Genomic DNA, 25,487 nt, shown 5'->3' on the forward strand with positions numbered 1-25,487 from the left:
GAGGGCGGGACGTTAAGACATGGCTGAACATTCCGTTCGTAATTTTACCATCAACTTTGGTCCTGAGCATCCTTCGGCCCACGGCGTTTTGCGTCTTGTGCTGGAGCTGGACGGGGAAATTGTTGAACGTGTCGATCCTCATATCGGCCTGCTGCATCGCGGCACGGAAAAGCTGATTGAAGGCAAGACCTATTTGCAGGCTTTGCCCTATTTTGACCGGCTTGATTACGTCGCGCCGATGAATCAGGAGCATTCCTACTGTCTCGCCATCGAGAAGCTGCTGGGGATTGAGGTTCCAATCCGTGGCCAGCTTATTCGCGTGCTTTACTCCGAAATCGGCCGTATCCTGTCGCATATCATGAATGTGACCACGCAGGCCATGGACGTCGGTGCAATGACGCCGCCAGTCTGGGGTTTTGAAGAACGTGAAAAGCTGATGGTGTTCTACGAGCGCGCTTGCGGCGCTCGTCTGCATGCTGCCTACTTCCGTCCCGGTGGCGTTCATCAGGATATCCCGCCAGAACTGGTGGAAGATATCGGCAAGTGGTGCGATCCTTTCTTGACGGTGCTCGACAATATTGAAGGTCTTTTGACAGGCAACCGTATTTTCAAGCAGCGTAACGTCGATATCGGCGTTGTCAGCCTTGAAGATGCCTGGCGTTGGGGCTTCTCCGGAGTCATGGTACGTGGTTCGGGCGCTGCCTGGGACTTGCGCCGTGCACAGCCTTATGAATGCTATTCCGAGCTGGATTTCGACATTCCCGTTGGCAAGAATGGCGACTGCTACGACCGCTATCTCCTTCGCATGATGGAAATGCGCGAATCGGTCAAAATTATGAAGCAGTGCGTTCAACGCCTGTTGACGACTGAGCGTGTCGGTCCTGTTTCGTCGGTAGACGGCAAGGTTGTTCCGCCGAAGCGTGGTGAAATGAAGCGGTCGATGGAAGCGCTTATTCACCACTTCAAACTTTACACCGAAGGCTTTCACGTGCCTGCCGGCGAGGTTTATGCCGCCGTCGAGGCTCCCAAGGGCGAATTTGGCGTCTATCTTGTTTCGGATGGCACAAATAAGCCGTATCGCTGCAAGATCCGCGCACCGGGTTTTGTGCACTTGCAGGCGATGGATTTCATCTCGCGTGGACATCAGCTTGCTGACGTCACGGCGGTGTTGGGATCGTTGGATATCGTGTTTGGTGAGGTGGACCGCTGATGCAGCTTGGTGTGCCAGCACTGTCGGAAGGTTTTGGCTTTGCAGCTTTGGTTGCGAAGGCAAAAGCTTTGTGGCATGTGGCACAATCAAACGGTGACTGTCCGGGCTTGGCGTCTGTTTTTAAGGCGTCAGGTTTTGAACGTGTCACGAAGCTCATCGTGTTCCCCAATTGGGGTAATTTGGTGCAATCTGATGTGTCTGCTGTGGTGGCAGATCATTCTATTGTATCCATAAATTGAGATAAGGCGTGAGGAAGTATGTCCGTTCGTCGTTTAGCCGAAGATAAATTCCAGCCAGCATCATTTGCCTTTAACGAGGAAAATGCGGCTTGGGCTGAGGCCACCATTCGAAAATATCCTGAGGGTCGTCAGCAATCGGCTGTGATACCGCTGCTGATGCGTGCGCAAGAGCAGGACGGTTGGGTGACCAAGCCGACGATCGAATTTGTCGCGGACATGCTCGACATGCCTTACATCCGCGTTTTGGAAGTCGCGACATTTTACACCCAGTTTCAATTGAAGCCGGTTGGCACAAAGGCGCATATTCAGGTTTGCGGCACAACGCCTTGTATGTTGCGCGGCTCGGAAGAGCTTATGAAGGTTTGTAAGAAGAAGATTCATGCCGAACCTTTGGAGCGCAATGAATCCGGCACTTTGTCCTGGGAAGAAGTCGAGTGTCAGGGCGCTTGCGTCAACGCTCCGATGGTGATCATCTTCAAGGATGCCTATGAGGATTTGACGCCGGAGCGGCTCGAAGAAATCATTGATGCGTTTGAAGCTGGCAAGGGCAGCGACGTGCCGACTGGTCCGCAAATTGATCGTATCTTCAGCGCACCAGAAGGTGGGCTAACCAGTTTGACGGAAGACATTACGCCCGTACGTTGGGGCGAGGGGCAATCAGCGCAAGCCGATGACGCCGAAAAGGCCAAGGGGTGAGAGATGTTACAGGATAAGGACCGCATTTTCACCAACATCTATGGCCTCAAGGATAAGTCTTTGAAGGGTGCCATGAGCCGTGGCCACTGGGATGGTACAAAGCAGATCCTCGAAAAGGGTCGTGACTGGATCATCAACGAAATGAAGGCCTCCGGCCTGCGTGGTCGTGGTGGTGCTGGCTTCCCAACGGGCTTGAAATGGTCTTTCATGCCCAAAGAAAGCGACGGTCGCCCGCATTATCTGGTGGTGAACGCTGACGAATCCGAGCCAGGCACCTGCAAAGACCGCGAAATCATGCGCCACGATCCGTTCACGCTGCTGGAAGGTTGCGTGATTGCCGGTTTCGCTATGGGCGCACACACCGCTTACATCTATCTGCGTGGCGAATACATGCGCGAGCGTGAAGCGCTGCAGACGGCGGTTGATGAGTGCTACGAAGCCGGCCTTCTGGGCAAAAACAACAAGAACGGCTGGGATTTCGACATCTATCTGCACCACGGCGCTGGTGCTTATATTTGTGGCGAAGAAACCGCGTTGCTGGAAAGCCTTGAAGGCAAAAAAGGCCAACCGCGCCTCAAGCCGCCATTCCCAGCGAATATGGGTCTTTATGGCTGCCCGACAACGGTCAACAACGTTGAATCGATTGCGGTTGCTCCGACGATTCTTCGTCGTGGCGGCAGCTGGTTTTCGTCCTTTGGCCGTCCAAACAACGTTGGTACAAAGCTGTTCATGGTATCTGGCCATGTCAACAAGCCTTGCACCTTTGAAGAAGCGATGGGCCTTTCTTTCCGCGAGTTGATTGAGCGCCATTGCGGCGGCATCCGTGGCGGTTGGGATAATCTTTTGGCTGTCATTCCGGGCGGTGCATCTTGCCCGGTTGTCAAGGGCGAGGAAATGGCTGACGCCATTATGGATTTCGACGGCATGCGCGACGTTAAGTCGTCATTTGGTACCGGCGGCATGATTGTCATGGATAAATCCACCGACATTATCAAGGCGATCTGGCGTATTGCTGCTTTCTTCAAGCATGAAAGCTGCGGTCAGTGCACGCCTTGCCGCGAAGGCACGGGTTGGATGATGCGTGTGTTGGAGCGCATGGTGCGTGGCAACGCACAGAAGCGCGAAATTGACATGCTGTTTCAGGTCACAAAGCAGATCGAAGGCCACACGATTTGTGCGCTGGGTGATGCCGCTGCTTGGCCGGTGCAGGGTCTCATTCGCAATTTCCGTCCGGAAATTGAAGCGCGTATTGATCAATATACCCAGAATGCGACCAGCGTAGGTGCTGTGATGGAAGCCGCCGAATAAGGGGATAAGATGATGGTGGAAGCTTCGAAAGAGAAGAGCAACGGATCGTCGGCAGCGCCGGACGATTCCGGCTATCTCAGTGGGGCTTCTCATCCCTTGTCACTTCATCCGGTTATTGCCAATCAGTTTGCAGCTTTCGCGGCTGTGACATCGATTGGCTTCAGCGTCGCATCGCAGATGGCCAGTTTCATGCTTGGTGGCATGCAGGATGCCATGAGCAAAGCGGCAAAGAAGGATCAGGCATCAGAGAGTTCTTCGGTTGCCAAAGCGTCTTCGCAGGAGGTTGCTGATGAAAGTGCGGTGGCTCACAATCAAGTGATTGCGGATGTCGCGCCAAAGTCGGCTAAACCGTCAGCGCGGCGGTCTGCGACACAGAGGACCCCGGTGAAAAAAGCCGTTGCTTCGAAGGTTGCGGCACCTTCCGAAGGCGTGGTTGCGAAAAAGACGAGGACAAGAACCAAGGTCAGTGATCTCAAGCGGATCTCGGGCGTTGGACCAAAGGTAGAAGAACTGCTGCATAAGGCAGGTGTTAAGACCTTTGAGGATATTGCCGGATGGACGTCTGACGATGTCGCACGTATAGATCGCGAACTTGGGCTTGAGGGACGGATTCTTCGAGACGATTGGATTGGGCAAGCGCAGACGCTGATGAAGGTCTGAGGTTGGTTTTTGGAATAGGCCGGAGCGTTGCTTTGGCTGCGGAATAAGAAGGGTAGGGCTGTTGCGCCATAGAAAACGTCAAGACGTTTTTTGCGTAACGGACATGCTGGTCTAAACAGAGACATGCGTAGCAGAAGGTCATTTGGGTCTTCTTGCCAGCTTTTGAAAAAGCGGCGGCTATGGACGTGAGACAGGAAGGCGAATATGGCAAAGCTGAAAGTCGACGGCAAGGAGATCGAGGTTCCGGATCATTTCACGCTGCTTCAGGCGTGTGAGGAAGCTGGTGCCGAGGTTCCGCGGTTTTGTTTCCACGAAAGGCTATCGGTTGCGGGCAATTGCCGCATGTGCCTGGTGGAAGTGAAGGGCGGACCTCCGAAGCCTGCCGCATCTTGCGCTATGGGCGTGCGCGACGTTCGCGGCGGACCAAACGGCGAATTGCCAGAAGTTTTCACCAATACGCCTATGGTCAAAAAGGCCCGCGAAGGCGTGATGGAATTTTTGCTGATCAACCATCCGCTGGATTGCCCGATCTGCGATCAGGGCGGTGAGTGCGATTTGCAGGATCAGGCCATGGCCTTCGGCATCGACTCGTCGCGCTATGGCGAAGACAAGCGCTCGGTTGAAGACAAGTACATTGGCCCATTGGTCAAAACGGTGATGAACCGCTGCATTCACTGCACGCGTTGTGTTCGCTTTACCACCGAAGTGGCTGGTATTGCTGAACTCGGCCTGATTGGTCGCGGTGAAGATGCTGAAATCACAACCTATCTCGAACAGGCCATGACCTCCGAATTGCAGGGCAATGTTGTTGATCTCTGCCCGGTTGGTGCGCTGACGTCTAAGCCATTCGCGTTCACGGCTCGTCCGTGGGAATTGAACAAGACCGAATCGATTGACGTGATGGATGCGCTGGGCTCGGCCATCCGGGTTGATACCCGTGGTCGTGAAGTGATGCGCATCATGCCGCGCGTGAATGAATCCATCAACGAAGAATGGATTTCGGATAAGAGCCGTTTTATCTGGGATGGTTTGAAAACCCAGCGTCTCGACCGGCCTTATGTTCGTCGTGATGGCCGTTTGCAGCCAGCAAGCTGGACAGAAGCTTTTGCGACGATTGGTGCTGCTGTGTCGGCAACAAATGGCTCCAAAATCGGCGCCATTGCTGGTGATCTCGCTTCCGTTGAAGAAATGTTTGCTCTCAAGGAGCTTCTGGTTTCGCTGGGCTCCGCGAACTACGACTGTCGCCAGGATGGTGCTGCGCTTGATCCATCGCTGGGTCGCGCCAGCTACATCTTCAACCCGACAATTGAGGGCATCGAAGAGGCAGATGCGCTTCTGGTGGTGGGGTCCAACCCACGCTTTGAAGCCTCTGTGTTGAACGCGCGCATTCGCAAGCGTTGGCGGCGCGGTGGCTTCCCGATTGCAGTGATCGGTGAAGCGTCTGAACTGCGTTACGATTACACCTATTTGGGTGCTGGCACTGAGACGCTTGCTGATCTCTCCGCTGGCAATCACAGCTTCTTTGACATTTTGAAGAATGCCAAGAAGCCAATGATTATCATTGGCCAAGGCGCTTTGGCCCGGGCTGATGGCGCAGCTGTTCTCTCAACGGCGGCAGCCATCGCCGAGTCGGTTGGTGTAGTAACTGATGAATGGAACGGTTTTGCTGTTCTGCACACTGCCGCATCGCGCGTCGGTGGTCTCGATCTCGGGTTTGTTCCGGGGCAGGGGGGCAAGACCGCAGCTGAGATGCTCACATCGATGGACGTGTTGTTCCTGCTGGGTGCAGACGAAATCGATCTGTCGGCAAAGACCGCTCAATTGACGGTCTATATTGGCTCGCATGGTGACAACGGCGCGCAAAATGCTGATGTCATTCTTCCTGCTGCTGCCTACACAGAAAAATCCGGCATCTGGGTGAACACAGAAGGCCGCGTTCAAATGGGCAACCGTGCAGGCTTTGCGCCGGGCGAAGCCCGCGAAGACTGGGCGGTGCTGCGTGCTCTTTCCGACGTGTTGGGCAAGAAGCTTCCGTTTGATTCGTTGGCACAATTGCGCCAAAAACTTTATCAGGCTCATCCTCATTTCGCTGAGGTTGATGACATTAAGGCCGGTCATTCGGCTGATATTGCTGCGGTTGCAAAAAAAGGCGGGAACATGACGCAATCTGTATTTGCGTCTGCGGTCAAAGACTTCTATTTGACAAACCCGATAGCACGCGCCTCGGCTGTCATGGCTGAATGTTCCGCGTTAGCCCGCAACAATTTCAAGGCTGCGGCAGAGTAAGGGCAAGGGATCATGGACTCGTTCTTTTTTACTTATGTTTGGCCGGCGTTGATCATGATCGGTCAGTCCCTGCTGTTGCTGGTCTGTCTTCTTCTGTTCATCGCCTATATTCTTCTGGCCGACCGCAAGATCTGGGCGGCTGTTCAGCTGCGCCGTGGTCCTAACGTTGTTGGACCTTGGGGGCTTTTGCAGTCCTTTGCTGACCTTTTGAAATTCGTGCTGAAAGAGCCGATTATTCCGGCGGGTGCGAATAAGGGCGTGTTTTTGCTCGCACCTTTGGTGGGTGTTACACTGGCGCTGGCCACTTGGGCGGTTATTCCGCTCAATCAGGGTTGGGTGATCGCCAATATCAACGTCGGTATCCTCTATGTTTTCGCGATTTCATCGCTTGAAGTGTATGGCGTGATCATGGGCGGTTGGGCATCCAACTCGAAGTATCCCTTCCTGGGTGCGCTTCGCTCTGCCGCGCAAATGGTCTCCTATGAAGTGTCGATGGGTCTGGTTATCGTCACGGTTCTGTTGTGCGTTGGCTCGTTGAACCTGACCGACATCGTGTTGTCGCAAAAGACAGGCCTTGGCACGATGATGGGATTGCCGCCGTCGATGCTCGATTGGCATTGGTTGGCGCTGTTTCCGATGTTCGTGATCTTCTTTATCTCGGCACTCGCTGAAACCAATCGTCCTCCTTTCGATCTGCCGGAAGCTGAGTCGGAACTGGTTGCGGGCTTCATGGTCGAGTATGGCTCGACCCCTTACATGATGTTCATGCTGAGTGAATATGCGGCGATCGTCTTGATGTGCGCCATGACCACAATCCTGTTCCTTGGTGGCTGGTTGCCGCCGCTGGATATCGCAGTGTTGAATTGGGTGCCGGGTATTATCTGGTTTGTTATCAAGAGCGCGCTGGTGTTTTCGATGTTCGCGATCACCAAAGCCATCGTGCCGCGTTACCGTTATGACCAGTTGATGCGTCTTGGCTGGAAAGTGTTCCTGCCGATCTCGCTTGCCATGGTGGTTATCGTCGCATTCGTTTTGAAATTGATGGGGTGGGCATGATGCGCTCGTTCCTGACGTCTAGCAGATTTGGAGTTTGAAGATGGCAAGTCTGTCCCAAGCCGTCCGTTCGCTGTTCCTGAAAGAATTCGTTGGCGCGTTTTTCCTGTCCATGCGTTTTTTCGTCAAACAGAAGGCGACCGTAAACTACCCCTTTGAGAAGGGGCCTGTGAGCCCAAGGTTTCGCGGAGAGCATGCTCTTCGCCGTTACCCGAATGGTGAAGAGCGTTGCATTGCCTGCAAGCTGTGTGAAGCAATCTGTCCCGCTCAGGCCATCACGATTGAGGCTGGCCCACGCAGAAACGACGGAACGCGCCGCACCGTGCGTTACGATATCGATATGGTGAAGTGCATTTACTGCGGTTTTTGCCAGGAGGCTTGTCCCGTGGATGCGATTGTTGAAGGTCCGAATTTCGAGTTTTCGACAGAGACTCGTGAAGAGCTTTACTTCGACAAGGCGAAACTCCTCGCCAATGGTGATCGGTGGGAGCGGGAAATTGCCCGCAACATTGCGCTGGATGCGCCCTATCGTTAATGGATTGATCGAGCAGATCGGTGGCGTGCATGCTGTAGTGGCTTGTTACGTCCCGGTTTGAAATTGAAACGAAATGTTTGTCGAACTGAAGCTCTTTTGTCGGGCGGAAGTTCTGGCGCATTTTATGGGACACGGTTCAAATCCGCGCTCCTGGGGAAGATGAATAGGCACCATCATGGGTCTTCAGGCAATCTTTTTCTACCTTTTCGCCTTCGTGGCTCTGGCTTCGGCGTTTATGGTTATCTCGTCAAGAAATCCGGTACATTCGGTTTTGTTCCTTATCTTGACCTTCGTTAATGCGGCCGGCTTGTTCATGCTAACGGGCGCAGAATTTCTGGCGATGATCCTTCTCGTGGTCTACGTGGGTGCTGTTGCGGTTCTCTTCCTGTTCGTTGTGATGATGCTCGACATCGATTTCACCGAGCTTCGCGCTGGAACCATGAAATACGCGCCGCTTGGCGCTCTGATTGGTGCTGTTGTTGCCGCCGAACTGATTTTCGTGATTGGTGGCTCAACAATTTCACCCGAGGCCTTGAAGGCGATCACCATGCCATTGCCAGCTTTGACCGAGACGCAGAACACCGCCGTTTTGGGCAACGTGCTCTACACCACGTATGTCTATTACTTCCAGATCGCAGGTCTCGTTCTGCTGGTGGCTATGATCGGTGCGATTGTGCTGACACTGCGTCATCGTCAGAATATCAAGCGCCAAAATATCTCGCATCAGGTTGCACGGACCCCAGCCACTGCCATCAAGGTGGTCAAGGTCAAGCCGGGCCAGGGCATCTGAGCTGAACGTCAGGGATCTCAAGGAAACGAACAATGGAAATCGGACTTTCCCACTATCTCACTGTCAGCGCGATCCTGTTCATGCTGGGCGTCTTCGGCATTTTTCTCAATCGGAAGAATGTCATTGTTATCCTGATGTCGGTTGAACTCATTCTTCTCGCTGTAAACCTCAATATGGTGGCATTCTCGTCGTTCCTCAACGATGTTGTCGGCCAGGTTTTCGCGCTGTTCATCTTGACCGTCGCGGCTGCTGAAGCTGCGATTGGCCTTGCTATTCTCGTCGTCTTCTACCGCAACCGCGGATCGATCGCCGTTGAAGACGTCAACATGATGAAGGGCTGATACGGCTATGCTATTGTATAAGGCTATTGTCTTTCTTCCGCTGCTTGGTGCGATCATTGCTGGCCTGTTTGGCCGACAAATCGGTGCCAAGGCCTCGGAATTCATCACCAGCGGCTTCATGATATTGGCTGCGGTGCTTTCTTGGTATGTTTTCATCAATGTTGGCTTTGGCGAGCACTCGGAGCTGATCAAGGTTCCCGTGCTGCGTTGGGTTCAGGTTGGCGGTATCGATGTTGATTGGGCTTTGCGGGTTGATACGCTGACGGCGGTTATGCTCGTGGTGGTCAACAGCGTATCGACGCTCGTTCACATCTACTCAATCGGCTATATGCATCACGATCCGCATCGTCCACGCTTCTTCAGCTATCTGTCGCTGTTTACCTTTGCGATGTTGATGTTGGTGACCTCGGACAATCTGTTGCAGATGTTCTTTGGTTGGGAAGGCGTGGGTCTTGCTTCCTACCTGCTGATCGGTTTTTGGTTCAAAAAGCCGTCTGCCAGTGCTGCAGCCATGAAAGCCTTTATCGTCAACCGTGTTGGTGACTTTGGCTTCATTCTGGGCATCGGTACTGTGTTTGTGTTGTTTGGCTCGATTAACTTCGAAACGATCTTCGCAGCAGCAAAGACCTATTTGCCAGCCGAAGGCGCTGCAAGCGGCGATGCTGTGATCACGCTTTTCGGCATGCATCTTGATAAGGCGCATGCAATTACCGGCGCATGTCTTCTGTTGTTCATGGGAGCCATGGGTAAGTCGGCGCAGTTTTTGCTCCACACCTGGCTGCCAGACGCGATGGAAGGCCCGACACCGGTTTCGGCCCTGATCCATGCGGCAACGATGGTGACCGCAGGCGTGTTCCTTGTTGCCCGCATGTCTCCCTTGTTTGAACTGTCGCCCGACGCTCTGACGGTTGTCACAATTGTGGGTGCCATTACGGCTTTCTTTGCAGCGACGGTTGGTCTGGTTCAAAACGACATCAAGCGCGTAATTGCTTACTCCACCTGTTCGCAGCTCGGATATATGTTTGTGGCTCTCGGCGTGGGTGCCTATGGTGCGGCCGTGTTCCATCTGTTCACACACGCTTTCTTCAAGGCACTTTTGTTCCTTGGTGCCGGTTCGGTCATTCACGCCGTGGATGGTGAGCAGGACATGCGCCACATGGGCGGTCTGCGCAAGCATATCCCGGTCACCTTTTGGGCAATGACGATTGGCAATCTGGCGCTGACCGGTGTTGGCATTCCCTTCACGATGGTCGGTACAGCAGGCTTCTTCTCCAAGGATGCGATTATTGAATCGTCCTTTGCGGCTGGCGGTTCTGTTGCGATGTTTGCCTTCGTGATGCTCGTGATTGCAGCGCTGTTCACCAGCTTCTACTCGTGGCGCTTGGCATTCATGACCTTCTTCGGAAAGCCGCGCGCATCGCACGAAGTGATGCATCACGTTCATGAATCACCGCAGGTTATGCTGATCCCTCTGTATGTCCTGACGGCTGGAGCGTTGTTCGCGGGCTTCATCTTCCATGATTACTTCTTCGGCGAAGCCTATGCGGAATTCTGGAAGGGTGCACTGTTCACCGGGCCTCATAACGAAGTTCTCCATGAGGTTCACCATGTGCCGGTCTGGGTTAAGCTTAGCCCATTCATCGCGATGCTGATCGGCCTTGTGACCGCCTGGTACATGTATATCAAATCGCCAGAGACCCCTGCGAAACTGGCAAAGAGCCAATGGGTTCTCTACCAATTCCTGCTCAACAAGTGGTACTTTGATGAGCTGTACGACTTCCTGTTCGTACGTTCGGCAAAGGCCTTGGGTAAGTTCCTTTGGAAGAAGGGCGATATTGCCACCATTGACGCTTACGGGCCCAATGGTGTGGCTGCGGGCATTGCCGGGTTGACCCAGCGTGTTGTTCGCTTGCAGTCGGGTTACCTCTATCACTATGCGTTTGCGATGCTTCTTGGTATCGCGGCACTTGTTACCTGGATGATGCTCGGGAGTTCGATCTGATGACCGATTGGCCTATTCTTTCAACGGTCACCTTTTTACCCTTGGTAGGCGTCGCACTCCTGCTTTTGGTAAACGGCAATACCGAATCCGGCCGCCGCAATGTGCTGAACATTGCGCTGCTGACAACAATCGCCACCTTTGTCGTGTCGCTTTTCGTTTGGATCGGGTTTGATAACAGCAACCCCGGCTTCCAAATGGTCGAAAAGGTAAGCTGGCTCGGCACTGGGATTTCCTACCACCTGGGCGTGGATGGCATTTCCATGCTGTTCGTGGTGCTGACAGCTTTCTTGATGCCCTTCTGCGTCTTGGCAAGCTGGACGTCGGTGCAAAAACGCATCAAAGAATACATGATCGCCTTCCTTATTCTGGAAGTGATGATGATCGGCGTGTTCGTTTCGCTCGATATCGTACTTTTCTATGTGTTTTTTGAGGCTGGCCTTATCCCCATGTTCATCATCATTGGTGTTTGGGGTGGTAAGGAGCGCGTATACGCATCTTACAAATTCTTCCTCTACACCTTGCTCGGCTCGGTGCTGATGATGCTTGCCATCATGGCCATGTATTGGGATGCTGGCACCACGGATATTCCTGCACTGCTTGCGCATAAATTCCCGCAGCATTTGCAGATGGTGCTTTGGCTTGCATTCTTCGCATCCTTTGCCGTGAAGATGCCAATGTGGCCGGTTCATACCTGGCTTCCTGATGCGCACGTTCAGGCACCTACGGCTGGATCAGTCATTTTGGCTGGTATCATGCTGAAGCTGGGCGGCTATGGTTTCATTCGCTTCTCTCTGGCGATGTTCCCGCTGGCTTCCGATTACTTCGCACCTTTCGTGTTTGCTCTTTCCGTCATCGCCATCATCTACACCTCGCTGGTGGCGCTGATGCAGGATGACATGAAAAAGCTGATTGCCTATTCCTCTGTTGCACATATGGGCTATGTGACGTTGGGTATCTTTGCCGCCAACACGCAAGGTTTGCAGGGCGCACTGTTCCAGATGATCAGCCACGGCTTTGTCTCTGGCGCGTTGTTTCTTTGCGTTGGCGTTATTTATGACCGCATGCACACCCGTGAAATCGCAGCTTACGGCGGTCTCGTGAACAATATGCCGAAATATGCCTTGGCATTTATGGTGTTCACAATGGCAAACGTTGGCTTGCCCGGCACCTCCGGCTTTATCGGCGAATTCTTGACGTTGATTGGTGCTTTCCGCGCCAACACCTGGGTGGCGCTGTTTGCGGCCACCGGCGTTATCCTGTCAGCGGCCTATGCGCTTTGGCTCTATCGCCGGGTGATTTTCGGCGCACTGGATAAAGACAGCCTCAAGGGTCTTCTGGATTTGTCTTTGCGCGAGAAATTCACGCTCTACCCGCTGATCGCACTGACAATCTTCTTTGGTGTGTATCCGGCTCCGATCTTTGATGTGACCACTGCCTCGGTGGACGCGTTGCTTCATAATTACACCGCTGCTCTGCAGGCTGCGCACAATGTTGCGCTCCTCGTGAACTGACGACAGGATCGATGGACATGAATGCTGAAACCCTCCTTGCAAGCCTGCATCTCGCCACGCCGGAGCTTTTGCTCGCGGTTGGTGCGCTGGTATTGCTGATGATCGGTGTGTTCACGAACCGGGCGTCACTGGTGAATGGACTGGCGGTTGCGTTACTCATCGTCGTTGGTGCCTGGCTTTTGCTGGTGCCAACGGATGGTGTTGCTTTTGGCGGTGCTTACATTGCCGATAGCTATGGTCGTTTTATGAAAGTTCTGGCTCTGATTGGCTCCATCGTCACCATGGTGATGGCGTCGGGCCAGGCGCGCGCCAACAATCTCGACAAGTTCGAGTTCCCGGTTCTGCTGGTGTTGGCAACACTGGGTATCTTGCTGATGATCTCGGCAGGCAGCCTGATTTCGCTCTATATGTCGCTTGAACTTCAATCGCTTGCCTTGTACGTCATTGCCGCTTTGAACCGTGATAGCCTGCGTTCGACCGAGGCTGGCTTGAAGTATTTCGTTCTTGGTGCCTTGTCGTCGGGCATGCTGCTGTATGGCATGTCGTTGGTTTACGGCTTCACGGGCAACGTTGAATTCGCGAAAATTGCGGCGGTGTTGACAGCAGGACATGCCAACATCGGCTTGGTGTTCGGTCTCGTGTTTGTTCTCGCCGGTCTTGCGTTCAAGATTTCCGCGGTTCCTTTTCACATGTGGACACCAGATGTGTATGAAGGTGCACCAACGCCCGTGACTGCATTTTTGGCGGCAGCGCCCAAGGTTGGCGCGATGGCAATCCTGGTGCGCGTGGTCATGGATGCGTTCCAGCCAATCACAACCGATTGGCAGCAGGTGATTGTGTTCATCTCGATCGCCTCAATGGTTCTTGGATCGGTGGCGGCCATTGGTCAGCGCAATATCAAGCGTCTGATGGCCTATTCATCGATTGGTCATATGGGATATGCGCTGGTTGGTCTGGCTGCGGGGACGCAGCAGGGTATTGAAGGCGTGTTGCTCTACATGGCGATCTATCTGGTGATGAACCTCGGCACCTTTGCCTGCATCATGGCGATGCGGACCAAAGAAGGCGAAGCGCTCGAATCGATCGATGATCTGGCCGGTCTTTCGCAGACACGCCCGGTGATGGCCTTTGTTTTGACCGCACTGATGTTCTCGCTGGCTGGTATTCCACCTTTGGCAGGCTTCTTCGGGAAGTATTTCGTCTTCCTTGCCGCGATTGAGGCGCATCTTTACGCGCTGTCCGTCATCGGCGTTCTGGCATCGGTTATCGGCGCTTATTACTATCTGCGTCTGGTCAAGGTTATGTGGTTTGACGACGCCAAGATCGAGTTTGCTGCCACATCCGGCACATTGCGCGTGGTATTTGCGCTCTCGGGCCTGTTTGTGGTGGGTTACGTGTTGATCGGCGGCCCATTGGGCAGTGCAGCGTCGGCCGCAGCGGCTTCGCTCTTCCATTGAGCGACTATTCTTCACATCGTCGGAAGGCACTCGATGCCTTCCGACATCACGCTCTGGATGAGGTTGATTCAACCAATCAAGCCTGTCTTCAACTTGCTCGATCAGGAGATCCAGGCTTGATCTGGATAACAGCAGAGCGGCAGACCGGCGGGCGTGGACGACGGGGACGGCCTTGGTCCTCTGATCGCGGCAATCTCTATGCATCTCTCTTGTTGATAGAACCAGCACCGCTTGAACATGTGGCGTCTTTGCCGTTGGCGGTTGCCTTGGCTGTGCACGATGCGATCCGTGCTGTTCTTCCCTTGGACGCGCCCCCGCTGGAAATCAAATGGCCGAACGACGTGTTGATTGGCCGCGCCAAAACCAGTGGCATATTGCTTGAATCCGAGCGTACGCCGGATGGACGTCAGGCCATCGTCATCGGCATTGGCATAAATATCGTCGCAAAACCTTCAGATACGCCCTATGCAACAGCGTGCCTGTCGCAACATGGTGCCGCTGTTGACCCCTCGCAACTGTTTGCCCATCTCTTTGCCACCATGGCAGAGGCGCTGGCGCTTTGGGATCAGGGCCGTGGTATTTCAAAAATTATCGACCGTTGGCGTCAACACGCCTGTGGTATCGGTGAAAAGATCACTGTAAATCTCCCCGATCGTTCGATTTCAGGTATATTTTCGGGAATCGATGATAAAGGACTATTATTGCTCGATAGGGGCTCTCTCGGCACCATGCCAATCGCGGCGGGTGATGTGTTTTTCGAGCCGGATGGGCCAAGGAAAGAATGACAAAAGAAGACGAACTGGTATTTTTGCCGCTGGGCGGCGTTGGCGAAATCGGCATGAACCTGGCGCTTTACGGTTTTGGGCCGAAAAAGAACCGCGAATGGATTATGGTCGATTGCGGCGTTACCTTCCCGGGTCTGGATCTGCCGGGCGTTGATCTGGTTTTGCCTGATATTCAATATGTTCTTTCGCAAAAAAAGAACCTGAAGGCGATTTTTATCACCCACGCGCATGAAGACCACTATGGCGGTTTGAACGAGCTATGGCCTGGCCTGAACGTGCCGGTCTACGCTTCCGGTTTCACAGCCGGCATGCTTGAGGCAAAGCGAAATTATGAGGGTAGCCGGGTTGATATTCCGGTGACGCCATTCAAGCCCGGTGACAAGGTGCATGTTGGCAAGTTCGTGGTCGAAGCGGTTGGTGTCAATCACTCCATCCCTGAGCCGATGTCGCTGGTTATTCGCACGCCGCTTGGCAATGTGATCCATACGGGTGACTGGAAGATTGACCACGCACCATCGCTTGGACCCTTGACGGATGAAGTGGCATTTCGCGCGCTCGGCGATGAAGGCGTGCTTGCCGTGATGTGCGACAGCACCAATTCCATGCGCGATGGTGTTTCACCGTCGGAAGTGGAGGTGTCTGAGGGGCTTCGCAATATTATTGCCAATGCTGAGGGGCGCGTTGCAATCACGACATTCTCATCCAATGTCGGGCGTATTCGCTCTATCGCGCAGGCGGCGGATGCGGCAGGGCGCGAGGTTCTGCTGCTTGGCAGTTCACTCAAGCGCGTTGTTGCTGTGGCCGACGATCTGGGTTTGATGGAAGGTATCAAACCTTTCATTGCGGAAGATGAATATGGCTATATTCCAAGAGACAAAGTTGTCGTAATTCTCACAGGCAGCCAGGGCGAGTCGCGCGCAGCACTTGCGAAACTGTCTCGTGATGAAATGCGCAATGTGGCTCTGACAAAGGGCGACACGGTGGTGTTTTCATCGCGCGCGATCCCCGGCAATGAGAAGCCAATCAACGAGATCAAAAACGGCCTGATCGAACAGGGCGTGCATATTGTCACAGACAGCGAAGCTTTGGTGCATGTGTCGGGACATCCGCGGCGCAATGAGCTTTTGCAGATGTATGCATGGACGCGGCCAGACATTCTGGTGCCGGTGCACGGTGAAGCGGCCCATTTGATGGCACAGCAGGAACTGGCCTTGCAGGCTGGCGTGGCGCAGGTTCCGAAAGTCCGCAATGGTCAAATTTTGCGGCTGGCACCGGGGCCTGCCGAGGTGATTGGCGAAGCGCCGCACGGCCGGATCTTCAAGGACGGCAAGCTTGTCGGCGACTTTGAGGCGATGGGCATCGGCGAGCGCCGGAAGCTGTCTTTTGCGGGTCAGGTTTCCGTGAATGTCATTCTCGACGAGCGCTTCGAGTTTCGCGACGATCCCGATGTTGTGGCCATTGGCCTGCCAGAGGAAGATAGAGAAGGCGATGACATGGAGGATGTCCTCTATGATGCCGTGCTCAGTGCTGTGGAGAGTATTCCGCGCGCCCGTCGCAAGGATTTGGGCGCTCTGAAAGAGAGCATTCGCCGTGCAGTTCGCTCAACAGCCAATGAATGCTGGGGTAAGAAGCCGGTTGTGACGGTGTTTGTTACCAAGGTCTAAAATCTGCCTGCGGTCGAGATGCCGCAGAAGCTAGAATAGACCGGACAAAATGGCTCAACTGTGCTGTAGTATGGATCGCGCGTCAGGTTTGGCGCGCGATTTTTTATGGGAGAGTGACAATGATTGGGCGGGTTAATCACATTGCAATCGCTGTGCCGGATCTCGACGCCGCTGAGAAAAGCTACGGTGAAACCTTGGGAGCGCAGCTCTCCAGCCGGCAGGCACTGCCGGAGCATGGTGTTACCGTCGTTTTCGTAAAACTGCCGAATACCAAAGTGGAGCTGTTGCATCCGCTTGGCGCAGAATCGCCCATTCAGAGTTTTCTCGATAAAAACCCCAGCGGTGGCATGCATCATATTTGCTATGAGGTTGACGATATTCTGGCGGCGCGAGATAAGTTGTTGGCGGGTGGCGCGCGGGTTCTTGGCGATGGTGCGCCGAAAATCGGCGCGCATGGCAAGCCTGTGCTGTTCTTGCATCCCAAGGACTTCTTTGGGACACTGATTGAACTTGAGCAAGTGTGAACGGGGGAGGAAAGCACATGTCGTGGCTCACAAGCGGCGCAATCTATTTTATCGTCTGGTGGGTTACGCTTTTTGCGGTGCTTCCCATTGGCGTTCGCACCCAAGACGATGAGAGCCAGGTCGTGCCCGGCACGGTGGCCAGCGCGCCTGCCAAGTTTCGATTCTTTCGGGTGATGGCTGTCACCACACTTGTGTCCGCCATCATTGTTGGCGGCTGGAATTTCTGCTCAAGCTATTTCGGCGTCAGTTTTGCCGATCTGCCTCACATCATGCCGGATATTCGCTAAACCTCGCAGAAGGTTCTTTTGGCGACCGAGCGAGGCGCTGCGTAGTCCACTGCAGCGTGCTTTGTACGTTTGATAAAACGAATGCGCTGCATCACACAGATTGCAGTGCATAGGCAAAAAAAAACAAGGTCCGAAGACCTTGTTCTGCAATTTTCGCGTGACCTTTAACCAATTAAGGGGCTGCGACAAAGCGCGCCTAAGATCTGATCCTCCCAAGACTTTACCGCGAGTTCGACAGAAATTTAAGCTTTCTGCCTCTTTTGTGAGCGCAAACTAGCTCAACTCCGTAAGCTTGTCATTATTTTTTTTGCATTTTTGTTACAGGTTTGGAAAAAAAAATTGAATTGTCGGTTTTGGAGAGTTTGCCACTTTTCTGACATGTTTGATAATTGAGTGGTTGCTCAGAAATGTGATTTTTGCCCTCGCTGTTCAACAGTTTCATCTGCTGATTGGGGCTTTTGGCACTTTCTCAGGTGCGGACGTTGAGCAGGAAATGCACCGTGTTAAAACGGTGCAGGGCGGGTTTTCATCTGCCGCTGAAACCGCTAGAAGATTGGCAGATAAAGGTAAAATATGGCTGATTCCGTCGATTGAACGGAGCGCCCAATTAATGGAAGTCGGTATGCGTCTCTCCCGCTATTTCATGCCCATTCTGAAGGAAACTCCTAAGGAAGCGGAAATCGTCTCTCACAGGCTCATGTTGCGCACAGGCATGGTGCGGCAGCAGTCGCAAGGCATCTACTCCTGGTTGCCGCTGGGCAAGCGCGTGCTGGATAAGGTGAATGCCATTATCCGTGATGAACAAAACCGCGCGGGGGCTGTTGAGCTTTTGATGCCAACCTTGCAATCGGCAGAGCTCTGGCAGGAAAGCGGGCGCTATGATGATTACGGCAAGGAAATGCTGCGCATCAAAGACCGGCAGGATCGCCCCATGCTCTACGGTCCGACCAATGAAGAGATGATTACGGATATTTTTCGCTCGTCGGTGAAGTCCTACAAGAGTCTGCCGCTCAACCTCTACCATATTCAGTTGAAGTTCCGCGATGAGATCCGCCCGCGCTTTGGCACGATGCGTTCGCGCGAATTCCTGATGAAGGACGCCTATTCGTTCGACTGGACGAAGGAAGCGGCCCTTCATTCTTATAACAAGATGTTCACGGCCTACTTGCGGACATTTGATCGCCTCGGTCTGCGCGCCATTCCCATGCGCGCTGATACGGGCCCAATTGGCGGCAACCACAGCCACGAATTCATCATTCTAGCCGATACGGGCGAGTCTGAAGTTTTCTGCCATAAGAGCTTTTTGAACCGGTCTATTCCGTCGGTTGATACCGATTTTGACGATGTTGATGGTTTGCAGGCGGTGTTCAACGACTGGACGTCCGATTATGCCGCAACATCAGAAATGCATGATGAAGCCGCTTATGATGGCATGCCGGAGGCAGATCGCATTTCGGCGCGCGGCATCGAGGTTGGTCACATCTTCTATTTCGGCACCAAATATTCCGAGCCAATGGGTGCGAAAGTGCAGGGTCCTGATGGCAAAGAACATCTTGTCCACATGGGATCCTATGGAATTGGGCCTACTCGCCTTGTTCCGGCCATTATCGAAGCTTCCCATGACGAAAATGGTATCATATGGCCGGCATCTGTTGCGCCATTTGATGGCATTATCATCAATATGAAGGCTGGGGACGCTGCCTGCGATGCTGCGTGTGACAAGATTTACGCAGCACTTGGCAAGGCAGGGAAGGATGTTCTTCTCGACGATACGGATGACCGTGCTGGCGCAAAATTTGCCATGGCTGACCTGATTGGTGTGCCTTGGCAGGTGATTGCCGGACCACGCGCCGTTGCCAATGGTGAGGTCGAGTTGAAGAACAGAAAAACTGGCGAACGCGAAACCATGACCATCGACGCCGCGATCAACCGTTTGGCTGGTTGAGCGCCGATAGGAGGCTAGATTGAGCAGCGAAACCGGAAGCTCGGCAGAGGTGAACACAGATGTGTTGCCAACTGCAAAGCCCTTTTCTGCATTTGAGCGTATGGTGGCCTGGCGCTACCTGCGCGCCCGGCGCAAGGAGGCGGTGATTTCGGTCATCGCCGGCTTCTCCTTTGTCGGCATCATGTTGGGTGTTGCAACTCTCATTATCGTCATGGCGGTGATGAACGGGTTTCGCACAGAGCTTATTTCTCGTATCCTCGGCATCAATGGACATATGATTGTTCAGCCTGTGGATCGCCCTTTGACGGACTATGCCGAGCTTGCAAAAAAGTTTGCAGCCGTTCCCGGCGTAACCATGGCCTTGCCGCTGGTTGAGGGTCAGACCCTGGCGTCCGGCAAAGCCGGGGCTGGAACCGGTGCGCTGGTGCGTGGTATCCGCCCTGATGACCTGATGAAGTTGAAGGAAGTCTCCTCCAATATCAAAACGGGCGATATGGTGGCCTTTACGGCTGGCCAAGGTGTTCTGATTGGCTCGCGTATGGCCAACGATCTTGGCTTGAAAGCAGGCGATTCCATCACTCTGGTATCCCCAGAGGGGGACGTAACCCCAATGGGGGTCAATCCTCGGGTCAAGTCCTACAAGATCTCGGGCACATTCGAAATCGGCATGTCAGAATATGACTCGTCGATCATTTATATGCCTTTGGAAGAGGCTCAGCTCTACTTCAATGCGGAAGGACTGGTGCAATCCATCGAGATTTTCGTCAGCAATCCCGATGACATTGATGAACTGCGTCCGAAAATCGAAGAGGCTGCCGGGCGGCAGGTGTTCATCAGTGATTGGCGTCAACGCAATCAGACGTTCTTTTCCGCGCTTCAAGTCGAGCGCAACGTGATGTTCATGATTTTGACACTGATTGTGATCGTTGCGGCGCTGAATATCATTTCTGGTCTGATCATGCTGGTGAAGGACAAAAGCCGCGACATTGCCATTCTTAAAACAATGGGCGCAACCTCGAACTCTGTGCTGCGGATCTTTTTCATGACGGGTGCCGCAATCGGGATCGCTGGCACATTTGCGGGCGTTCTTCTCGGCGTGCTGGTCTGTGTGAATATTGAGTCCATCCGGGAGTTTTTCTCCTGGGTGTCGGGCACAATTCTGTTTGATCCGCAATTGTATTTCCTCAGCAAGCTGCCTGCAGATATGAGCTTTGGCGAGACATTCTCGGTTATTCTGATGTCGCTCACGCTGTCTTTCATCGCAACCATTTTCCCGGCATGGCGGGCGGCACGTCTCGATCCCGTCCAGGCACTGCGCTACGAATGAGGAACAGTGCATCTATGGTAAAGCGGACTGTTCTTGAATTATCCAATGTGTCTCGCGGCTACGGCGAGGGGGACGCACGTCTATCCATCCTCAAAGGGGCTGGGCTTAAGCTCTATGAAGGCGAGACGGTTGCACTGGTCGCACCATCTGGCACGGGCAAGTCGACGCTTTTGCATATTGCCGGTCTGCTGGAGCAGCCGAGCGATGGCGATGTGCTGATCGGCGGGCGCAATTGTAATGACCTGTCGGACGAGGGGCGCACAGCGGTACGGCGCAGCAGTATTGGCTTCGTCTATCAGTTCCACCATCTGTTGCCAGAGTTCTCGGCCATTGAAAATATCATGATGCCACAGATGATCGCGGGTTTGAGCATCCCTGAGGCGCGCAAGCGCTCAAAGGCGATGCTGGACTATATGCGCATCGGACACCGTGGCGATCACCGTCCGGCCGAGCTTTCCGGTGGTGAGCAGCAACGCGTCGCCATTGCCCGCGCGGTGGCCAACGCACCTCTTTTGCTTCTGGCCGATGAGCCGACGGGCAATCTGGACCCTGAAACTGCGGCCTATGTGTTTTCGGCTCTGCAAGCTCTGGTGCGCCAATCTGGTCTGGCGGCGTTGATTGCCACGCATAATCATGAGCTGGCTCATCGCATGGACCGCTGCGTTACGCTGGTTGATGGCAAAGTGGTGGACTTCGAGCTGTAAAACCTGATCTGGCACCGCCAACACACATTATCAATCATCAAATGGCGTTTGTTTTTTGAAGCAAACGCCATTTTTATTGTGTGGTTCTGTCTCCTGCATAAGTCCTTAAATCGGAGTCGATTCAAGGTGAGCATTATGCAGCAGATTAAACGTGTTACAGCGCCGTCTTCTGATGACCGTGTTGGCAGATGGGTGTTGCTATAACGCAGTGCTTGTCAGCGCTGGCACTGCGCAATTCTCGCCAACCGTTCAGCGCATCTCATTATTCACCATTATAATTTTTGATTGACATAGATACAAAAAGAGAACAAAATGAATACATAAAGAGATTAGGAGAGTGTCATGACTGATATTTTGCAAGACATCGCCGCATTCGCTTCCCTGTCCGTGTTTATCGCCAGCTTGTCTTTGCTCGCCCTGGCTTTTTGAAGGAATTAGGCCGGGAAAGAAGGGCGAGGCTCTCTCTTGTCTGCTGGACAAGATGGCCTCAACGGTTAAAATAGCTGCATCATATGCAGTGCAGTCTCTGTCTGCGTTTCTACCGAGATTGATGAGAGTAGGACTGAGCCCATGAGCGACCTCAATGCCGACCAACAGGCAAAGGAAAGGGTTGCTGGCCCGGGTTTCGTGCATCTTCGGGTGCATTCTGCCTATTCGCTGTTGGAAGGCGCTTTGCCGCTCAAGAAAATTTTGGGCAAGGCTGTTGCCGACAATCAACCGGCTATTGCCATCACTGATACCAATAACCTGTTTGTCGCACTTGAGTTTTCCCAAAAAGCGCTCGGTGATGGTCTTCAGCCAATCATAGGCTGCCAGCTTTCGATTGATATGGAAGATTCTGCCGATGAAAAGCGCGGCAACGGCGGCTTGGAAAAATACCCTGCCATTGTATTATTGGCGGCAAATTCATCGGGGTATGAGCGGCTGGTGGATCTGGTTAGTCGCGCCTATTTGCAAGGTGATAGCGCCCATGCCGTGCATATTACCGCGTCGTGGCTGGATGAAATTGGCACGGATGGCTTGATTGCCCTGACAGGTGCCTCTGGTGGACCTGTCGATCTCATGGTCAAGAGTGAGCACCAGGCTCAAGCTTTGGCACGGCTTATGACGTTGAAGCGGCTGTTTGGAGATCGGCTTTACATCGAATTGCAGCGCCATCAGGGGTACGACAGGCTGCATGAGAGCCGCATGGTGTCACTGGCTTATGAGCATGATATTCCGTTGGTTGCCACCAATGAGGCGTTTTTCCCGTCTCGGGATGATTATGATGCCCATGATGCGTTGATGGCCGTGGCGCATAACGCCATTGTCTCTGATGACAGACGTTTTCGATTGACACCAGATCATTATTTGAAGAGCCGCGCGGAGATGCAGGTACTTTTCAAGGATTTGCCTGAAGCGCTTGATAACTCCGTTGAAATCGCCAACCGCTGCTCCTTCGTGCTCGATACACGCGGACCCATTCTTCCCAGGTTTACGGGTGCGAGTGACGACCCGGAAGAGGCGGAGCGCGCCGAATCGTCAGAATTGCGCCGTCAGGCCATTGAAGGATTGGACGATCGGCTGGCAAAGCTCGGCATGGCACCGGGCTATGAGGAGAAGGAATACCGCGACCGTCTGGATTTTGAACTCGGTGTTATCGAGCGCATGAAATTTCCGGGTTACTTTCTGATCGTTGCGGACTTTATCAAATGGGCGAAACAACAGGACATTCCTGTTGGTCCGGGGCGTGGCTCCGGCGCGGGTTCGCTTGTCGCCTATGCGCTGACCATTACCGACGTTGACCCGCTTCGTTTTTCGCTGCTGTTTGAGCGCTTTCTCAATCCTGAGCGCGTGTCGATGCCAGACTTTGATATCGACTTCTGTCAGGATCGGCGCGAAGAAGTGATCCGATATGTTCAGCGTAAATATGGGCGCGAGCAGGTGGCGCAGATCATTACCTTCGGGTCGCTGCAGGCGCGCGCGGCGCTGCGCGACGTGGGCCGTGTGCTGGAAATGCCTTACGGTCAGGTTGACCGGATCTGTAAGCTGGTGCCGAACAATCCTGCCAATCCGACCCCTTTGTCGAAAGCCATCGAAGAAGAGCCGAAATTTCAGGAGGAGATAGATAAAGAGCCGGTCGTTGGCCGTTTGCTCGATATTGCCCAGAAGATTGAAGGTCTTTATCGCCACGCATCTACCCACGCCGCCGGTATTGTGATCGGCGACCGTCCCTTGTCAAAACTGGTGCCGATGTATCGCGATCCGCGGTCTGACATGCCTGTGACCCAATTCAACATGAAGTGGGTTGAACAGGCGGGCTTGGTCAAATTCGACTTTTTGGGATTGAAGACCCTCACGGTTTTGAAAACGGCGGTGGATTTTTGCCGGTTGCGCGACATTGAGATCGATTTGGCCACCATCCCGCTGGATGACGAATTGACCTATCAGATGCTCTCGCGTGGCGAGACGGTGGGCGTGTTTCAGGTGGAAAGTGCCGGGATGCGCAAGGCGCTGATTGGTATGCGCCCTGACTGTATTGAGGATATTATTGCGCTGGTGGCGCTCTATCGTCCCGGTCCGATGGAGAATATTCCGGTCTATAACGCTCGTAAGCATGGCGAGGAAGAGATTGAATCGATCCATCCGACCATCGACTATCTGCTGAAAGAAACGCAGGGCGTTATCGTTTATCAGGAGCAGGTTATGCAGGTGGCGCAGGTTTTGTCGGGCTATTCGCTCGGCGAAGCCGATCTTTTGCGCCGCGCTATGGGTAAGAAGATCAAAGAGGAGATGGACAAGCAGCGCGCCCGCTTTGTTGATGGTGCCGTTAAAAATGGTGTCGGCAAACCACAGGCCGATAATATCTTTGATCTGCTGGCCAAGTTTGCCAACTACGGCTTCAACAAGTCGCACGCAGCGGCCTACGCGATTGTGTCCTACCAGACGGCCTATATGAAGGCCCATTATCCGGTTGAGTTCTTGGCCGCCTCCATGACGCTGGATATGGCCAATACCGAGAAACTGGTGGATTTCCGCCAGGATGCGGGCCGTCTTGGCATTGAAGTGGTGCCGCCTTCTGTCCAGACATCGTTTAGGCATTTTCAGACCGGGCTAAACCGGATTTATTATTCTCTGGCTGCACTCAAAGGTGTGGGGGACGCTGCCGTTGAGCATATTGTGGCGGTGCGCGGCGATGTGCCTTTTGCTGATCTGGAGGATTTCTGCGTACGCATCGATCCAAAGCAGATCAATCGCCGTGTCTTCGAAGGGTTGATTTTTGCCGGTGCCTTCGATTGCTTTGGCCGTGACCGTGCCGAACTGGTTGCGGGCATGGATCGGATTATCGGCTTTGCCCAACGCGCCCAGGAAAATGCGGTCAGCGGCCAATCCGATATGTTTGGGGCGGGCGGGGCAACGGGACCAGAGCGTATTTCTCTTCCGACCTATACGCCCTGGCTGCCCTCAGAAAAGCTGATGCGTGAGTTTCAGGTTCTGGGTTTTTACCTCTCGGCCCATCCGCTGGATACCTATAAGCCGCTGCTTGAAAAAATGCGGGTGCAGAATTTTGCCGACTTCTCGCAAGCGGTCAAACAGGGTGCGACGGCCGGTCGTCTGGCTGGAACGGTGATCTCCAAGCAGGAGCGCAAGACCCGCACGGGCAATAAAATGGGTATCGTGACCTTCTCCGATGCTACCGGCCAGTTTGAGGCGGTTCTCTTTTCTGAAGGATTGAACCAGTACCGGGATTTGCTGGAATCGGGCAAGTCGCTGGTCATTACGGTTGCGGCGGAAGAGCGGCCGGAGGGCATTGGTCTGCGCATCCAGACAGCACAGTCGCTGGAAGAGAAGTCGTTGCAAATGCAAAAGACGCTGAGAGTGTATCTCCGCGATTCAGGACCACTCAGAGCTTTGGCAGCCCATCTCAACACCAAGGGAGACGGCTTGGTATCCTTCGTGGTGATCAAGGAAGATGGCCGTCGTGAGATCGAAGTTGAGCTTAACCAACGCTATCGAATTACACCGGAAATCGCGGCCGCCATGCGCTCTGCCCCCGGCGTGGTTGATGTGGAACTGGTGTAAGCTCTCCTGCAACATTGCTTAAATCGGAATCGATTTAAGGTGAAAATTATGCAGTAAAACTGTGACAGCACCTTCCGCGATATTTGGGGGAAAGGTGCTGT

20 protein-coding genes and 1 pseudogene are annotated in these 25,487 nt (G+C 53.7%); all 21 read left to right on the forward strand.

Features of this window, described 5'->3' with window-relative positions; all coding sequences use genetic code 11:
- The first annotated feature begins 19 nt into the window (after positions 1 to 19).
- The 21 genes and pseudogenes from BJF95_RS16525 to dnaE all read left to right on the forward strand — a co-directional run bounded on the left by BJF95_RS16525 (position 20) and on the right by dnaE (position 25,386).
- The gene (locus tag BJF95_RS16525; protein ID WP_075640558.1) at positions 20 to 1,210 is read left to right on the forward strand and encodes an NADH-quinone oxidoreductase subunit D; all 1,191 of its coding nucleotides are present in this window, start codon (positions 20 to 22) and stop codon (positions 1,208 to 1,210) included.
- On the forward strand, positions 1,210 to 1,449 hold the full coding sequence (locus BJF95_RS16530) for a hypothetical protein (RefSeq protein WP_075640559.1): 240 nt from the start codon (positions 1,210 to 1,212) through the stop codon (positions 1,447 to 1,449). The genes BJF95_RS16525 and BJF95_RS16530 overlap by 1 nt, the downstream gene beginning before the upstream one ends.
- An 18-nt stretch (positions 1,450 to 1,467) precedes the next feature.
- Positions 1,468 to 2,115: pseudogene (gene nuoE, locus BJF95_RS16535) on the forward strand (NADH-quinone oxidoreductase subunit NuoE); the annotation flags it as partial.
- A gap of 33 nt (positions 2,116 to 2,148) precedes the next feature.
- A complete protein-coding gene (nuoF, locus tag BJF95_RS16540) occupies positions 2,149 to 3,453 on the forward strand; it encodes an NADH-quinone oxidoreductase subunit NuoF (RefSeq protein ID WP_075640560.1) in 1,305 nt (434 codons plus the stop codon).
- A gap of 9 nt (positions 3,454 to 3,462) precedes the next feature.
- On the forward strand, positions 3,463 to 4,113 hold the full coding sequence (locus BJF95_RS16545) for a helix-hairpin-helix domain-containing protein (protein ID WP_075640561.1): 651 nt from the start codon (positions 3,463 to 3,465) through the stop codon (positions 4,111 to 4,113).
- Positions 4,114 to 4,317: 204 nt separating this feature from the next.
- Positions 4,318 to 6,399 (forward strand): NADH-quinone oxidoreductase subunit NuoG, encoded by a 2,082-nt coding sequence (nuoG, locus tag BJF95_RS16550; RefSeq protein ID WP_075640562.1) that lies wholly within the window; start codon positions 4,318 to 4,320, stop codon positions 6,397 to 6,399.
- A gap of 12 nt (positions 6,400 to 6,411) precedes the next feature.
- Complete coding sequence (gene nuoH / locus BJF95_RS16555; protein WP_075640563.1) at positions 6,412 to 7,455, forward strand: NADH-quinone oxidoreductase subunit NuoH; 1,044 nt, start codon at positions 6,412 to 6,414, stop codon at positions 7,453 to 7,455.
- A gap of 40 nt (positions 7,456 to 7,495) precedes the next feature.
- Positions 7,496 to 7,987 carry an NADH-quinone oxidoreductase subunit NuoI gene (gene nuoI, locus BJF95_RS16560; protein ID WP_075640564.1) on the forward strand — a complete coding sequence of 164 codons (492 nt, stop codon included), beginning with the start codon at positions 7,496 to 7,498 and terminating at the stop codon, positions 7,985 to 7,987.
- Between the two features lie 175 nt (positions 7,988 to 8,162).
- Positions 8,163 to 8,777 carry an NADH-quinone oxidoreductase subunit J gene (locus BJF95_RS16565; RefSeq protein ID WP_075640565.1) on the forward strand — a complete coding sequence of 205 codons (615 nt, stop codon included), beginning with the start codon at positions 8,163 to 8,165 and terminating at the stop codon, positions 8,775 to 8,777.
- A 32-nt stretch (positions 8,778 to 8,809) separates the two neighbouring features.
- On the forward strand, positions 8,810 to 9,118 hold the full coding sequence (gene nuoK, locus BJF95_RS16570; protein WP_075640566.1) for an NADH-quinone oxidoreductase subunit NuoK: 309 nt from the start codon (positions 8,810 to 8,812) through the stop codon (positions 9,116 to 9,118).
- A 7-nt stretch (positions 9,119 to 9,125) separates the two neighbouring features.
- A complete protein-coding gene (nuoL, locus tag BJF95_RS16575; RefSeq protein WP_075640567.1) occupies positions 9,126 to 11,120 on the forward strand; it encodes an NADH-quinone oxidoreductase subunit L in 1,995 nt (664 codons plus the stop codon).
- Entirely contained in the window at positions 11,120 to 12,631 is a 1,512-nt protein-coding gene (locus tag BJF95_RS16580; protein WP_075640568.1) for an NADH-quinone oxidoreductase subunit M, read from the forward strand. Before nuoL ends, BJF95_RS16580 begins: the two co-directional genes overlap by 1 nt.
- Before the next feature lie 17 nt (positions 12,632 to 12,648).
- Positions 12,649 to 14,088, forward strand: coding sequence for an NADH-quinone oxidoreductase subunit NuoN (nuoN, locus tag BJF95_RS16585; RefSeq protein ID WP_075641094.1), 1,440 nt, complete (start codon positions 12,649 to 12,651; stop codon positions 14,086 to 14,088).
- Complete coding sequence (locus BJF95_RS16590; protein ID WP_075640569.1) at positions 14,085 to 14,873, forward strand: biotin--[acetyl-CoA-carboxylase] ligase; 789 nt, start codon at positions 14,085 to 14,087, stop codon at positions 14,871 to 14,873. The genes nuoN and BJF95_RS16590 overlap by 4 nt, the downstream gene beginning before the upstream one ends.
- Positions 14,870 to 16,537 (forward strand): ribonuclease J, encoded by a 1,668-nt coding sequence (locus tag BJF95_RS16595; RefSeq protein ID WP_075640570.1) that lies wholly within the window; start codon positions 14,870 to 14,872, stop codon positions 16,535 to 16,537. The genes BJF95_RS16590 and BJF95_RS16595 overlap by 4 nt, the downstream gene beginning before the upstream one ends.
- A 119-nt stretch (positions 16,538 to 16,656) precedes the next feature.
- The gene (mce, locus tag BJF95_RS16600; RefSeq protein WP_075640571.1) at positions 16,657 to 17,061 is read left to right on the forward strand and encodes a methylmalonyl-CoA epimerase; all 405 of its coding nucleotides are present in this window, start codon (positions 16,657 to 16,659) and stop codon (positions 17,059 to 17,061) included.
- Between the two features lie 17 nt (positions 17,062 to 17,078).
- Complete coding sequence (locus BJF95_RS16605; RefSeq protein WP_075640572.1) at positions 17,079 to 17,348, forward strand: DUF1467 family protein; 270 nt, start codon at positions 17,079 to 17,081, stop codon at positions 17,346 to 17,348.
- 622 nt (positions 17,349 to 17,970) lie between these two features.
- Positions 17,971 to 19,293 (forward strand): proline--tRNA ligase, encoded by a 1,323-nt coding sequence (proS, locus tag BJF95_RS16610; RefSeq protein ID WP_075641095.1) that lies wholly within the window; start codon positions 17,971 to 17,973, stop codon positions 19,291 to 19,293.
- Between the two features lie 19 nt (positions 19,294 to 19,312).
- A complete protein-coding gene (locus BJF95_RS16615) occupies positions 19,313 to 20,620 on the forward strand; it encodes a lipoprotein-releasing ABC transporter permease subunit (RefSeq protein WP_075640573.1) in 1,308 nt (435 codons plus the stop codon).
- A gap of 14 nt (positions 20,621 to 20,634) precedes the next feature.
- Positions 20,635 to 21,324, forward strand: a complete 690-nt coding sequence (locus BJF95_RS16620) for an ABC transporter ATP-binding protein (RefSeq protein ID WP_075640574.1) — start codon at positions 20,635 to 20,637, stop codon at positions 21,322 to 21,324.
- Positions 21,325 to 21,894: 570 nt separating this feature from the next.
- A complete protein-coding gene (gene dnaE / locus BJF95_RS16625; RefSeq protein ID WP_075640575.1) occupies positions 21,895 to 25,386 on the forward strand; it encodes a DNA polymerase III subunit alpha in 3,492 nt (1,163 codons plus the stop codon).
- The last annotated feature ends 101 nt before the right edge of the window (positions 25,387 to 25,487 follow it).

It is taken from the genome of Rhizobium oryziradicis (assembly GCF_001939045.1).
Taxonomy (GTDB): Bacteria; Pseudomonadota; Alphaproteobacteria; order Rhizobiales; family Rhizobiaceae; genus Allorhizobium; species Allorhizobium oryziradicis.